Below are 15,365 nucleotides of genomic sequence, written 5' to 3' on the forward strand. Positions count from 1 at the left end.
AGGCTGAATACTATGTCTGTAGAAAATTATAGTTCCGCAGAAAATCATGACTCTGAAAAACGTCATGGAGTTAATAAAGATCACGAGGCTGATAAAAATCATGGGTCTGATAAAAAACATTTTGTCGAACTCAAACAAATAACCAAGCGCTTTGGCACCAATACCGTCATTGACGAGTTAAATCTGGCCATCCCCAAAGGGGAAATGGTCACTCTACTTGGGCCATCGGGTTGTGGAAAAACCACGGTATTGCGGCTGGTTGCCGGGTTAGAGAAACCCAGCAGTGGGCAAATTTTTATTGATGGCGAGGATGTTACCGACAGATCAATACAGCATCGTGATATCTGTATGGTGTTTCAGTCCTATGCCTTGTTCCCGCATATGTCACTCGGCGAGAACATTGGCTATGGCCTAAAGATGTTGGGGCGTCCCAAAGATGAAATTCGTGACCGGGTGCAAGAAGCTCTGGCACTGGTCGATTTAGAGGGGTTTGCCGACCGTTTTGTCGATCAAATCTCTGGCGGTCAGCAGCAGCGCGTCGCATTGGCAAGAGCATTGATTCTTAAACCAAAAGTGCTACTTTTTGATGAGCCATTAAGTAACCTGGATGCCAACTTGCGCCGCAGTATGCGCGATAAAATTCGTGAATTGCAGCAGCAATTTAATATTACTTCGCTGTATGTGACCCACGACCAAAGCGAAGCCTTTGCTGTTTCTGATACCGTGCTGGTGATGAATAAAGGCAAAATCATGCAAATTGGCGCGCCACAGACGTTATATCGCCAGCCTGCGTCTCACTTTATGGCCAGTTTTATGGGGGATGCCAACGTTTTTCCGGCGCGAATCAACAGCGACAGTGTGGAAATCTTTGGTTATCACATCCCCAGGCCACAAGGATTTGCGGCGGGTTATCAACAATCGACCGTCGGCGTCCGACCAGAGGCCATTACTCTGAGTCAGCAAGGTGAGCCAAGCCAAAGGTGCATTATCAGTAAAGTGGCCTATATGGGCCCACAATATGAAGTCTTGGTGGATTGGCAGGGGCAATCATTATTACTGCAAGTGAATGCCACACAGCTACAACCCGCGCCGGGCGATAGTTATTATCTGCAAATTCATCCGTACGGCATGTTTGTATTGGCAGATACGCCACAGTAACCCCTGCAGGCGAGCAGCACATTCACCTCGCTGCTCGCCTTTTTAGCTCGCACCCTGCTTTTTTCGGGTAAATGTTGAGCTAAAAGCCAAAAATCTCAATAAGTTGCACAAAGTGTAAGCAAACAATCCAAATTTACTGTTTCCCCTTTGACATGTTCCTCATACCCCGTTATTATTCGCCCCGTTCACACGATTCCTCTGTAGTTCAGTCGGTAGAACGGCGGACTGTTAATCCGTATGTCACTGGTTCGAGTCCAGTCAGAGGAGCCAAATTAGAGAAACCCGCTTAGGAAACTAAGCGGGTTTCTTGCTTTGGCCACCACATCACCTTTTGCAGTTGTGTTGTGATTCTTAATACAATATTATTAATTTCATTCGTTTATCATTGAGCAAACCATTATCAAATAAGTTGCTATCTCTCTGATATTTATACCGGAATAATCCATACACTAGAGAGTAGAAGTTTCCTACGCGTAGATCTGAAAAATCGTATATATTTACATTTAGAATTACAACTTAACTATTTCTTCTCTTTTTTTCTGAATAATCTATTCTAATTTTAATAAAAAAATTCCTAATTCGTTTATAATCAAATCACTAAGCAATATAAACCTTTTAGGATAAATCTGATCGAGCGGCCTTTACATAAGCAAGAATCTTTTCTTGATAATCTATAATTAGAGATTAAAATCACCGAAATAGTACTTTGGGCATCGGCAGTAACGGTTCTTGTTTATCTCATCTTGGGTAATCATTTGAAGTCGATCGGTGCGAGCGAGGAGCAGTGAATAAACTCTGCGAATCCCAAGATATAACGGTTTACGGAGATAACATGACAAAATCAGTGATGATAGTTGATGACCACCCGGCAATTCGTGTTGCCATTCGTGCATTGCTGTCGCAAAGCAACGAATTTTCAACTATTTATGAGTCAGTTGATGGCAGTGAAGCCTTAGAAACATTAAAGAATAATCCTGTTGATTTAGTTATTATCGATATTGAGTTGCCTAATTTTGATGGTTTCTCATTGCTGAAAAAACTGCAACAACGTGGATTCACTGGTAAATCATTATTCTTGTCAGCGAAGAATGAGCAAGTCTTTGCTGTACGAGCATTACAGGCTGGCGCTAACGGCTTCATTAGTAAAAATAAAGATATTAGTGAAATTCTTTTTGCCGCACAAAACGTATTACGTGGGTATTCTTTCTTCCCATCTGAAACGTTGACCCAATTAGCGGGCCAACCTTCAAGCCATGATCCTGTCAATCGGGCTCGTCTGTTGTCAGAACGGGAAATAAATGTTTTGCGTTATTTGGTTAATGGCTTGTCTAATAAACAGATCGCCGACGAAATGTTTATCAGTAACAAAACAGTCAGTACCTATAAAACGCGAATCCTAACCAAATTAGGACTAAGCTCCGTAATTGAACTGGCAGACTATGCACATACCCATAATTTGGTGTAGTTCAACCAAATCTGATTTATGGCGTACGGAGTTATCTTTACGTAGTTGGTTTTCTTTACGCATTTTACTGTGCTGTTTGCTATTGCTTAGCGGGCAGCTTAATGCCGCCCTGATAACAGGTCGCCAGGGATGTGATACTGGGCAGCCGTTGACATTACACAGTATCGCCAATAGTTACAGTGAAGACTTATTACTTACCCCCTCCACTGACACTCGCCAATCAAGCCGGCGAACCGTGAAAGTGGGTGTGGTCATTGATGCTAATACACCTTTTGTCGTTAACCGCGATGATAATTCCATTGAAGGGATTGTGGCGGATTACTTAAAGATTATTAGCGATGCCAGCCAAATCTCATTTCAAATGTTTGGTTATTGTGATTATGGCTTGGTATTAAATGCATTAGAAAACGGCCAGATTGATTTAATGGCTGGTACGCCAATGCCCGCACAACCGGGGCTAATTGCTTCCCATGCTTTCTTTACTAACCGCCATGTTGAAGTGCGCAGTAAAAATTGGGACCCAACCAAACGTACACACCCAGAAACCGTGGCTATCGTTAATAATGAGCCACTCTCCCCTGAGTTTTTATTTAATTATCACGCCGATAAGATTGTTGCTTACCCTAACCAATTACAAGGGTTACTGGCTGTCGCTTATGGTAATGCCGATGTATTTGTAGCCAATGCCACCTCAGCCAACTATTTGATTGACCAGTTGCAGCTGCTGACACTGCAAATTCGCAATTTTGCCCCTTATCATCCAGCGCCCTATACCTTCTTGGCGTTGGCAAAAAATCAAAAACTCATTGATTACATTAATCAGATTCTAGAATTATTACCAACCCGCGCTACCGGTGATATTCAACAGCGCTGGTTTGGCAGCAAGCACCATTATAATATTGATGCCAAATTACTTCTTACAGACCAAGAAGTGAATTGGATTCAGAGTCATCCGGTCGTCAGCTATGTTGCCCCACTTGATTTGGCACCATTAATTTTCCGTGATCGCCAAACCGGTGAGATGGCGGGTTTTTCCGTCGACCTTATCGATATTATTTCACGCCGAACTGGCATTAAATTTAAACCGATTTATACCAAAGACACCGGTGAAGCCCTGCGTGATTTTATTGCCGGGAAAATTGATATGCTGCCAATTGTGGCGGTACGTAATGGTCAATATGGTAATAACCTTTACTCTTCCCCTGTCGCCCAATCCTTGTGGGGCATCCTGACTCGCGGAGATCGCGTTGATATTAATAACGTGGCCGATCTGGCAGGAAAACGGGTAGGTATACAAGCAGGCAGCTCGTCCAGTGGGCTAATTGGCAATCCACTTTTGGCCCAAAAAATTACTTTTACTGAAGCCCCGGATACCATGACCTTGGTGCGCTGGCTGCAACAAGGGAAAGTTGACGCCATCATCAAAAATATGATGACCGCTAACTATCTGTCAGCTCAGAACTTCACACCGAATATTAAAACTGTGGCAGTGGCCGGTGAAGAGCCGCTGATGATGGCATTTGGCATTAGCCCGCGCCTGCCAGAATTAAAAGCCATTATTGATAAAGTGATTGAATCTATCCCGCCAGAAGAGTTAGACAATCTAATTAGCGAGTGGAGCACATTTAAACCCAACCCTGTCAGCTTTGATGACAGATCATCAGAAAATGAATGGCTGATGTTGGCGTTAAAAATAAGCTCAGGACTATTACTCGTCTTCGGTTTATACCTTTGTTATCTGGTATTTAACAAACGCCGTCAGGCCAAGTTATTGCACACCCGTTTACAGCAACAAGAGTTGATCATTAATGCCTTGCCATTCGCGGTATTTATTCGTACTAAGAATGGTGAACTGGCAGTTTATAACAGCCACTTTGCCGATGCGCATCAAGATAAACTGAACGACATACTTAATCAGAATATTGAGCAAGCTAACTGGCCAATGACCAGTCCGCTGGATCGCGAGATAGATAAATACTGTCGCTATGTATTGCTGGATAGAAAGCCACAAATGGTCGACTTATCCCTCGAGATCAATGGTGAGTTGCGTGATATCTTCCTGTGGATTATTCCTTTAAATAATGCTGATCGCAGCCTGCTCGGCGGCTGGCTGGACATCAGTCAACGCAAAACCGTTGAGCGGGAATTGGAAGCTGCACGGGTTGAAGCAGAAAGTGCCAACCGCACCAAGAGCACATTCCTGGCGACTATCAGCCATGAACTGCGGACACCAATGTATGCCATTATGGGTTTACTTGAGCTTGAAATTCGCAACGAGCAACCGGTTGATAAAAATACGCTAGTCACCGTTTCCAAGACTGCTCAGTCTTTAATGCTGTTGCTTGATGACATTATCGATTCCGCCAAAATTGAAGCGGGTCAATTAAGTGTTCACCCCGCTGTTGTCGATTTCCGTCAGGAAATGGAGCGGATGTTCACCATTTATCAGCCTATCGCCGACGAGCGCAGACTAAGATTCACCGGCTGGATGGATGACCACATTCCTGAGTTGCTGATGGCCGATATGCTACGGATACGCCAGGTGATGGGTAATCTGCTGGGCAATGCCCTGAAATTTACCGAGCAAGGCGGTGTTTCGGTGGATGTCACATGGGAACCGATAGATGAAAAGCGGGGTATCATGAATATTGATATTACCGATACCGGCATTGGTATTTCCCCGGCAGCACAAGCCACCCTATTCCAGCCATTCAGTCAGGCTAATGAGGGCAAGTCTCCGCGCTTCGGTGGCTCAGGATTGGGCTTGTGGATTTGCCATCAATTGATTCATAAAATGGGTGGGCAGATTACATTAGAAAGTCAGCTTGGCAAAGGGACCAGCTTGTTTATCACTTTGCCGCTTGAGATTGCCACTGCTGATGATTTGCCACAAGATTCAAGCATTATACATGCCGATGAAACACAACTTAATCAGCTGAAAAACTTACGTATTCTAGTTGTGGATGACCTACCGGCCAACCGTCAGTTGCTTCAACAGCAGCTGGCTTTTATTGGTATCGAGCAGGTTATGAGTGCGGAAAACGGCGCGGAAGCCTGGCAAATATTGCAGCACTATAGTTTTGACGCGGTCATCACAGATTACAATATGCCGTTGATGAATGGCTACGAATTGGCCGCCCATATCCGCAATAGCCCGGTGATGAAAGACATGATAATCATTGGCTGTACCGCAGATGCACGGGAAGAAAGTGCCAACCGTTTCAGTGAGGCGGGAATGAATGATTGCATGGTTAAACCCGTGACTATCGATACATTGCGTAGCACGCTGCTGCGACAAGAAATTATCGGCAGTCATGTTGCTGTGGTTTATCATCAGGAAGATCACGACGTTAATCCGCCAGACACGGCTGTTCCGCAAGAGCTGGCGTCAAACAATACAGAAAGTGGGCAATCTCCTTCCTTTATTGCCGCACAGCTTAAGCTGAAGTCACTATCTGGAGGCAGTGCTGAAGTCGAGTTACAGTTATTGCAATCCTTACTAGAAAGTAATGTGCAAGATACTGCCACGCTGACACAGCTATATGCGCGCCTCACCACCGATGAAGGCAATGCCATTGCCGCAGAGACTTATCAAGAGATGGCCAGTCTGGTACACCGGATTAAAGGTGGCGTGCAACTTATTGATGCCCAAGTACTGGTGGAAAGCGGCGTTAAATTTGAATCTCTGCTGCATAAACAGAATAGACATGCCGCTATTGCACACGGCGTCGATTATCTGGCATTGTTAACTGAGACTAACCAATTATTAGTAAAATTAATTGCCGCTCGTTCAGAAATAGGCTCGCCCTCTGTAGATTAGAAATTAAAAAAATAGGGTCACAGAAAGCTCGTCAGATATTCTGGCGAGTTCCCCCCTTAATTTCTCAATATTTATTTTTGACAACAAAAACATAATTAGCCAACCAAATACACAACAACCAATTGAAATAAAAAGATTTTATAATTCCACCTTATTTTTACAGGATAAGTTCCTACATCTTTTGTGGGAAATTTCAGTCATAAAATAAAGACGCCTCTCATTCTGTCCTTTTCTATTTCCCCTTACACTACCCCCGTCCTGAAACCAGATAGTCAATATAAATAACGGATGATCATATTTGGCTTAATGATCGCTCATTTTGTTGAATGCTTATGATCTTCGTTTGCAAAAATATAAATCATAAATTTAAGTGGGAATTACATGGGAAAAACTCTAATGGCGCTGGTACTACTTACCCTACCGGGTGTGGTGTTGGCAGCGACCTCAAATAATACTATCAAGTTTCAGGGAGAAGTGGCTGAACAGACTTGCATGGTTGATATCAATGGCACAGCCAACACACCTGTGGTTTTATTACCAACCGTCTCTACCAGTAACCTGAATCAAGTCAATTCGGTCGCCGGTAAAACCAATTTCACCATCAATCTCACCGGTTGCAACATTGCCATCCAAGACACCAAAATCAGCTCGGTTTTTCAAGGGATGAATGTGACGTCTGCGGGTAATCTGGGCAATGTAGGCACAGCACAAAACGTTGCAATTCAGTTGCTTGATACTAACGGCGCGCCAATTCGCATGTCTGGGAGCAGTGTTGCCGTGCCGGGCATTACGCTGGCCGCGGGCGCGACATCAGCCTCTCAGGATCTGGCAGCGCAATATATTACGGAAGAAGGTCGCGCGACAGCGGGGAGCGTTATTGCTTCAGCTCAGTATGCGATCACTTATCCCTGACTATTCGTGAAATTCGAACAGTTTCATGAATACGTTGGCCACCCGGTAACGGAGCCGATACAAACCAGAAAAACCAAGGATATGTAAGCGCTATGACACTGACTGCCCACAAAATTATCGCCTGCTCGTTGCTGCTCCTTAGCGGCGTACCCATATGGGCGAAAGCCAGTGTTGTCATGACAGGGACTCGTATCATTTATTCTGAAGGCACCAGGGAAAAAGTACTGCAACTGAGTAATAAAGACGACCACCCTAACCTGGTTCAATTATGGATGGATGATGGCAATAATCAGTCTTCGCCATCAAAAAGCGATGTCCCTTTCACATTGACGCCGCAGATATTTCGCATGGAAGCAAACAGTGGGCAGGTAGTGCGTTTATCCTATATTGAGAAAAATTTACCCAAAGATAGGGAGTCCGTTTTCTATCTGAATTTCCTACAGATCCCCGCATTAAAAAAAGCTGACACGCAATCTGAAAACAAACTGGTTCTGATCGTCAATAATCGGCTGAAAGTCTTTTATCGCCCCGCCGCATTAAAAGAAAATGTCGATACATTGGGTGAAAAAATCCACGTCACACTTGATAGTGTTAATGGCGATAAAATCAAAATTCATAACCCTACCAGTTACTATATCAGTCTACGTGATGCCAAGTTATTGAGTGATGGGAAGACCATTTCATTTGCGACCAGCGAAATGTTTGCCCCCAATTCAACGACTGATTTGGCCTTACCCGCGGGTGTTAAAGCCAAGAAAGGTGAGCTGTTGACACTGAATGTGGTTAATGACTATGGCACCAATATCTCCTTCAATTATTCGTTGTAATGTTACCGCGATGATAAGCCAAAGTGTGCCCAGACACAGGGATAACCAGTGAGGTTTTCTCCTGGTTTTCTCTGTCTCCTGACCCACGGCCTATTAGTCAGCCATATCGTGTCGGCGGCGGATGAGAGCAATCAAGACGAATATGTGTTTGAGGATGCGTTATTACGTGGTTCATCACTCGGCTTAGGTTCTATCTCCCGCTTTAATAAAAAAGACAGTTATGAAGCCGGTAAATACCAAGTTGATCTCTTTATGAACAACAAGTTTGTCGATCGCGTCGAACTGCTGTTTATCGTAAAAAATGATGCGGTTGTTCCCTGCTTATCGGTTTCGCAACTGTTGCAGGCCGGTGTTAGAGAAGATGCGCTGGAAAAAGTCGATCACGACGATAACTGTCTGGATTTTAAAGCACTGCTCCCCGCCAGTGATTACCGCTTCGATTATGCCAAGCTACGTTTTGATTTGTCGATCCCGCAACTGTTTGTTAAAAATCTGCCGCGCGGCTATGTCGACCCACGCAACCTCACCGCGGGAGAGACTATTGGTTTTAGTAATTACAATCTGAACCAATATCATGTCGGCTATAACAAAGATGGCATTAAACGCACAACCAACTCAAGTTATCTGAGCTTGAACAATGGCATCAATGCCGGCATGTGGCGCTTTCGTCAGCAGGGTTCTCTGCGCTACGACGATACCCGAGGCGCAAACTGGACCTCTAATCGGCTGTACAGTCAACGTGCTCTGCCGACGATTGGCAGTGAAGTTACGGTCGGTGAGACATTCAGCTCCGGCCAGTTTTTTTCAAGCTTAGGCTTTAGCGGTGTGGCATTGTCCACCGATGACCGCATGCTGCCGGAATCGCAACGCGGTTATGCTCCCGTGGTCCGGGGTATTGCCAGAACCAATGCCAAAGTTACGGTATATCAAAATAACCGGTCAATTTACCAAAGCACCGTCTCACCCGGCCCTTTTGAGTTTAATGACCTGTCTGCCACCAATTTTGGTGGTGATTTAACCGTAGAAATTCAGGAAGCAGACGGCAGTTTAAGTACTTTTCAGGTGCCATTTTCCTCAGTCCCTGAATCATTACGCCCCGGCTATTCTCGCTATAGCTTTGCAGCGGGACAGGTGCGCGATCTGGGGAGCCACGAGGTATTCAGCGAGCTGACCTATCAACGAGGGATCAGCAACGCCATTACCGCAAATAGCGGTTTGCGTCTGGCATCCGGCTATCAGGCTGCGATGCTCGGTGGGGTATTCACCCACTATATTGGCGCTTTAGGTCTGGATGCCACTTACTCCAATGCCCGTTTACCCGACGATGAGCAACAAAGTGGCTGGATGGCGCGCGCCTCGTTTAGCCGCACATTTGAAACCACCAATACCACGTTATCTGTAGCCGGTTATCGTTATTCAACCGAAGGTTACCGTGATTTAAGTGATGTTTTAGGTATACGGGCAGCCAGCAATGGCAAAGCGTGGAACTCCGGCACCTATAAACAACGCAGTCGCGCTGAAATATCCCTTAATCAGAACTTCAACAGCTATGGGTCGCTGTATTTAACTGCCTCTTCGCAAGACTACCGTAATGACCGCAAACGTGACACTCAGTTGCAACTGGGTTATGCCAATACGCTATGGCATAACACCAGTTTCAATTTGGCGGTATCACAGCAAAAAACCGGGGGCATAAATGAAACTTACTTTGTCGACCCCGGCAGTGGTATGCCCGCAGCAAACGGGGCAAATATGTTCGCCACCAATGAAACCGTGGTGCAGATGTCCATTTCATTCCCGCTGGGAGGGAGCCCGCAGGCACCTTATGTCTCCGCTGGTGCTGTCAATAGCAAAGTCAGTGGGGCTAGCTATCAGACCTCGTTATCCGGCGTGATGGGCGATGACCAGTCTGCCAGCTACAGCATGGATTTTGCGCGCAGTGAGCAAACCAAAGAAAACACCTTTAGTGGCAGCCTGCAAAAACGGCTACCAACGACCAGTCTGAGTGGCAGTGCATCGCGCAGCCCGGGTTACTGGCAAGGTTCAGCCAGTGCTCGTGGCTCGGTCGCATTTCATAGTGGCGGCGCCACATTAGGCCCATACCTGAGTGATACTTTTGCGCTGGTAGAAGCCAAAGGGGCCAGTGGTGCCAAAGTGATGTATGGACAAGGGGCGAAGATTGACGGCAATGGTTATGCCTTGGTGCCGACGCTGACCCCTTACCGCTACAACACCATTACCCTCGATCCTGATGGCATGGATTTCAATACCGAGCTTCAAGATGGTGAGCGGCAAATTGCCCCCTATGCTGGCTCTGCGGTGAAAGTGACCTTTAGAACCCTTAGCGGATATCCGCTATTAATTAGCGTCAAACTGGCTGATGGCAGCCAACTGCCGATGGGAACCTTGGTTTATAACCCCGAAAGCAAAGCGGATAACGAGAGTGGTGATAGTCACCAAAATCGTGAGGTTGGTATGGTCGGCCAAGCCAGCCAGGCATATTTACGCGCTGAAAAACCGCGCGGCACCCTTCTTTTAGTTTGGGGGGATGCGGCCAACGAACGTTGCCATTTGGATTACGATTTAGGCAAGCCCAATAACGATAGAGAGCTCTATAAACTCGATGCCTTGTGTGTCGTTACCCAGCATTGAATCAGAGAAAAAGTATGAATTCGATTACTCAGCACAGCGCTAATCTATCCCCTCGCCGGCCCCTGCTCTGGCGAGGATTACAACTATTTTTATCCCTCGGATTGCTCGCTATTGCTTTACCCAGCTATGCACAATGTGTTTGGAAAGGTGCCAATATTGGTGGTGATAACTATGGTGCCTCATTGCAACTGGGCAATATCAATATAACTAGCGATTACATTCAGCCGGTTGATTCAATTCTGGCCTCCAGCATGATTAGTTTGGTCCCTGCCCGCTTCTGGTCAGATCCTGAAGCCGTCATCTATGAATGCGACTTGGCTGATAAAGACAGCTTATTCGAAGTCTTCGCCACGAACGGTGACAGCAATGTCGGCGGCTATACCAATATGGGCGATAACTTTTTTCAGACTTTCTTTCCTTATACCGCATTGAAACTAATTCATGTTGATTCAGGTATCGAATTCACCCGTATTTGGCAGCAAGTTCCGCTACGGAAATACGACGTCGCCGGCAATAAAATTCAGATTAAAGGCAAGCACTTCAGCCAGATTCGTGCCGAATTGAAAAAAGTGGGCTCAGTCGATCGCACCCCTGGCCCTGCGACTTGGGGCTGCCCTGGGCCGGCAGCTGATAACTACTCCGGCAGCTATACCTGCAATCAACCTAATGGCTATGTGGTTTTCAAAGGCCCCGGCATGCCCGTGCCCGAAACCGGCTATGACTCCGCCACCAATTACCAAACCTGGGGAACAGGCCGCTATATGGCATTTGGCATGAATACCTCGCCAGTTTCCATCCTGACGCGTAAAAATACCTGCGTCGTTCGCAATGTCACGCCCTATGTCGTTTTCCCGATTATCACTGTTAATGAACTTATTGATAATCAAACCCGTAGCGTCAATATCACTGTCGATATCGAATGCCAGGCAGGTGCGGAATCAGGGGTTAATAGTGGACAAACCGCCCTCGGCATCCAAACCTCATTACCCGGATACCTAAAAGCTCAAGGTTTAGGGCTGGTCAATTCTGCTGGCGGCGTGAGCTACTTACTTTCTGACCATTATGGGACTGACAGCCGTATTGCCACCGGCGTCGGCATCAGCTTGAGTGATAGCAGCGGAGGTGCCATGAACTTTGTTGGCTGGGGTGGGTGTGTCAAGGATTGTGCTTCCACCGCCAGTGCCGGTTGGTATCCTGTGCTCACCGGGGCTACTGGTACAGGCAGCAGTGCCGCGGGCTTCAACAACTATTCACACAACTTCACCGCTACATTAAAAAAGCTGCCTAATGGCACACCTACCGCTGGCAAGGTGGATGCCACTGCTTATGTTCTGGTGAAAATACAATGAGATATCTTTGCCTATTGTTACTGATGTTCAGCATCCATCAACAGGCCATCGCCGGTCTGGTCGCCGGAGCAACACGGATGATTTATCAGCCTGAGTCGAGGGAGCGCACTCTGATGCTGGCGAATACCAATGATTACCCGGTAGTGGTACAAACCTGGGTTGATGATGGTGATGTCGACAGCACACCGGATCAAGCCAAAGCCCCTTTTATGGTATTACCAGCGGTATTTAAGATGCAACCGGGAGCCGCTCAGGGGCTGCGGATCATCAATAAAGGTGACAATCTGCCCACCGACCGAGAGTCGGTCTATTGGCTTAACCTTTATGAAATCCCACCCAAATCGCGGCGCAATGACGATGCCTATGCGCAAGTTGCCATGGCGATGAATACGCAGATGAAAATTTTCTATCGCCCTGCGGGTCTGACGCCAAAACCATTGGAAGCGATGAAAAAAGTGAGTTTTACCCTACACAAACAAGATAAAAAATATGTTCTCGTCGCTAAAAATCCCTCGCCATACCATGTTTCATTCGGCCAAATTCAACTACAAAACCGACAACAAAACCATCCACCGCAAAACTATGCCATCGCCCAACAAATGGACATGATGGTTTCTCCATTCTCAGAACGCCAATATCAATTTGAACAGCAGCCAACATCACTCAGTGGCGAACTGACACTGGATTACGTCTACTTTGACGATGCCGGGAATCAAGTTAAAAACAGTCAGTTAGTGAAAGTGACACCGTAACACGCAGCAATCTTTTGCTGCTCAGCCAATAACTTTCTGTCAATGGGTATACAATCAGTGGGATAAATCGCGGGAAAATAGACAAGTTTGCTGAAAAACAAGCCAATAAGCTCATTCTCTCAGCAAACGCGCATTTTTAGTGTTTTTCTACTTTGACAAACACCAGCACCCCCGTTATTATTCGCCTCGTTCACACGATTCCTCTGTAGTTCAGTCGGTAGAACGGCGGACTGTTAATCCGTATGTCACTGGTTCGAGTCCAGTCAGAGGAGCCAAATTAGAGAAGCCCGCTTAAGGAAACTTAAGCGGGCTTTTTGCTTCTGGTGGTTTCTGTCCGTTGGCTAAGAGCGTGAAGCGGTCTTCGATGCACAAAATTTTTCCGCTCACGCTAAAAGGACGGCTGACATTGGGCTGCTTCGAGCGAAAAACGGACGTTTCTCAGCTATTCATTTCAATGATCAACTCTCTCACCCAGCGATGCCCAGCGTGACTGTGGCTGCGTTCGTGCCAGATCAGACAAATATCAAATTGTTCGGCAAGCCAAGGTAGTTCTGTGACACTGAGTAGTCCCGAGTGTGCTTGCACTAAACGCCGGGGAATAAGCGCAACAAGGTCACTTTTCTTAACAATTTCAGGAAGAAATAAAAATGAAGCTGCCGACATCACCACGTTACGTTTATGCCCGAATGCTTTAAGTGCGTCGTCAATCGGCGTAGTAAAACTGCCCCCTGAGGGTGAGACGATGACGTGCTCCAGTTTCACAAATTCCTCCAGTGACAGATTAGTTTTAAGTGCAGGGTGGTCATGTCGTCCAATCAGTACATAACTTTCATCAAACAGGTAGCGGGTTCGTAACTGCGTGTGAAAGGAATCATGAGAAGCAAAAACAAGATCCACCTCGCTGCGAGCTAACTGCTGGTCTAACTGTGCCATATCGAGATGCCGGACAGCGATACGCACTCCCGGCGCTTTTTTTCGCAGAGCAAGCACCAGCGGCATGATCACGGCAGCCTGGATGTAGTCAGTGCAGGCAATAGTCACTGTCAGGTTGGCCCGTTCAGGATAAAAATTCTGATGTGAATACAGCGTGCGGCGTAGTTTCTCCAGTGATTCGCGCAGCGGAATCAACAGCTCAAGGGCTTTATCTGTTGGCGTCATTCCTCGCCTTGCAGGGAGCAATAATGGGTCATCAAACATTTCTCGCAGACGATTTAGCTGGGCGCTGACAGCAGGCTGGCTAAGATGCAATCGCACTGCCGCTTTTGTCACATTTTGTTCAGCAAGCAATGCTTCAAGTGTGAGTAACAGGTTTAGATCAAGCTTTGTGGTATCCATATGGTGGATTCCTAAATATAAAATAATCGATTTTACTTATCCCTCACCGCTTCTGATAATTCAAGCTCAATATCAAAAAGGTCAGGAATAAAATTATGCAAGTGAATACCAAACCTCTCATCACCGTGGTCGGCGCACTCAGCAAACAAGGGCGCAGCGTTGTACGCTCATTGCTGGAAAGCCATCGTTATCGTGTTCGCGGATTAACTCGTCGTGTCAGCTCACCGGAAGCGAAAGAACTGATAAATTTGGGCGCTGAACTGATTCAGGTCCCCCTTTCACTCGGCCACAAAGCGGAGTTCATTGAGGCTTTTAAAGGCGCTAACGGGGTATTTATGATGACTCCAGGTATCACGCCAGACGCGCCACTCGCCCTAACGCACGAAAGAGAATTAGGACAGGAGATTGCCGATGCTGCGGTGGAAGCGGGTGTGCAGCATCTGGTTTTTACCAGTCTTGAGAATGTTGATAAAATTACCAAAGGCAAAAAATGGGTGCCACATTTCACGGATAAAGCACAAATTGAGGAATATATTCGCACGCTGCCAATCAAGAGTTCGTTTGTTTATATGGGGTTCTTTTATACGAATTTAATGGAGTATTATCCGCCGTATCAGGAAGGTGACACATTAATTTTCCCTCTCTATTTACCCGAAGATTTCTGTGCGCCTTTTGTTGACCCGCTGACGGCAACCGGCCCGGCAGTGCTGGAAATTTTTGATAATCAAGATAAATACGCAGGTTGTTCGTTGCCGGTTATTGGCGAAATTCTTTCGCCTCGAGAAATGGTCGAAACATTCACTCGTGTGACGGGGATAAAAGCGCAGTACCGTCCAGCCATCACCCTCCAGGAATTATTGCACCATTTCCCGTCATACTCAGGCATGGATGGCTTAACGGCAGAAATTGTGGGCATGGCTGAATACGCATTTGAATATGGTTATTACCATAAAAATCGTGATTTGCTATGGAGCCGGAAAATTAACCCCCAGACTTTGACCTGGGAGCAATTTCTGCGTACTACAGGCTGGCAAGGACAGTCAAAATCTTTCAGTAACTAGGTACATGTATGGTGGGTAGATTACCCGCCATTGT

At 46.3% G+C, this 15,365-nt stretch carries 10 protein-coding genes and 2 tRNA genes; 11 read left to right on the forward strand and 1 reads right to left on the reverse strand.

Annotated elements, in window-relative coordinates:
- Positions 1-12 precede the first annotated feature (12 nt).
- The 10 genes from fbpC (at position 13) to N0H69_RS16820 (ending at position 13,210) form a co-directional block, all read left to right on the forward strand.
- Positions 13-1,158 (forward strand): ferric ABC transporter ATP-binding protein, encoded by a 1,146-nt coding sequence (gene fbpC, locus N0H69_RS16775; RefSeq protein ID WP_072077770.1) that lies wholly within the window; start codon positions 13-15, stop codon positions 1,156-1,158.
- Positions 1,159-1,352: 194 nt separating this feature from the next.
- Positions 1,353-1,428 (forward strand) — tRNA-Asn (locus N0H69_RS16780).
- A 562-nt stretch (positions 1,429-1,990) separates the two neighbouring features.
- The gene (locus tag N0H69_RS16785; RefSeq protein ID WP_004391176.1) at positions 1,991-2,623 is read left to right on the forward strand and encodes a response regulator transcription factor; all 633 of its coding nucleotides are present in this window, start codon (positions 1,991-1,993) and stop codon (positions 2,621-2,623) included.
- Entirely contained in the window at positions 2,598-6,443 is a 3,846-nt protein-coding gene (locus tag N0H69_RS16790; protein ID WP_072077534.1) for a response regulator, read from the forward strand. Before N0H69_RS16785 ends, N0H69_RS16790 begins: the two co-directional genes overlap by 26 nt.
- 381 nt (positions 6,444-6,824) lie before the next feature.
- Complete coding sequence (locus tag N0H69_RS16795) at positions 6,825-7,355, forward strand: fimbrial protein (RefSeq protein WP_050151336.1); 531 nt, start codon at positions 6,825-6,827, stop codon at positions 7,353-7,355.
- 92 nt (positions 7,356-7,447) lie between these two features.
- Positions 7,448-8,182, forward strand: coding sequence for a fimbrial biogenesis chaperone (locus N0H69_RS16800; protein WP_050121863.1), 735 nt, complete (start codon positions 7,448-7,450; stop codon positions 8,180-8,182).
- Positions 8,183-8,230: 48 nt separating this feature from the next.
- Positions 8,231-10,834 carry a fimbria/pilus outer membrane usher protein gene (locus tag N0H69_RS16805; RefSeq protein WP_050151337.1) on the forward strand — a complete coding sequence of 868 codons (2,604 nt, stop codon included), beginning with the start codon at positions 8,231-8,233 and terminating at the stop codon, positions 10,832-10,834.
- A gap of 14 nt (positions 10,835-10,848) precedes the next feature.
- Positions 10,849-12,183, forward strand: a complete 1,335-nt coding sequence (locus N0H69_RS16810) for a fimbrial protein (protein WP_050151338.1) — start codon at positions 10,849-10,851, stop codon at positions 12,181-12,183.
- Positions 12,180-12,935, forward strand: a complete 756-nt coding sequence (locus tag N0H69_RS16815) for a fimbrial biogenesis chaperone (RefSeq protein WP_050121858.1) — start codon at positions 12,180-12,182, stop codon at positions 12,933-12,935. The genes N0H69_RS16810 and N0H69_RS16815 overlap by 4 nt, the downstream gene beginning before the upstream one ends.
- Before the next feature lie 199 nt (positions 12,936-13,134).
- A tRNA-Asn gene (locus N0H69_RS16820) sits at positions 13,135-13,210 on the forward strand.
- 163 nt (positions 13,211-13,373) lie between these two features.
- Here the strand turns inward: N0H69_RS16820 and N0H69_RS16825 are convergent.
- On the reverse strand, positions 13,374-14,270 hold the full coding sequence (locus N0H69_RS16825; RefSeq protein ID WP_050151339.1) for a LysR family transcriptional regulator: 897 nt from the start codon (positions 14,268-14,270) through the stop codon (positions 13,374-13,376).
- Between the two features lie 95 nt (positions 14,271-14,365).
- Here N0H69_RS16825 and N0H69_RS16830 point away from each other — a divergent pair, with 95 nt between their 5' ends.
- Positions 14,366-15,331, forward strand: coding sequence for an NmrA/HSCARG family protein (locus N0H69_RS16830; protein ID WP_050121855.1), 966 nt, complete (start codon positions 14,366-14,368; stop codon positions 15,329-15,331).
- The last annotated feature ends 34 nt before the right edge of the window (positions 15,332-15,365 follow it).

It is taken from the genome of Yersinia alsatica (assembly GCF_025133195.1).
In the GTDB taxonomy this organism is placed as follows: domain Bacteria; phylum Pseudomonadota; class Gammaproteobacteria; order Enterobacterales; family Enterobacteriaceae; genus Yersinia; species Yersinia alsatica.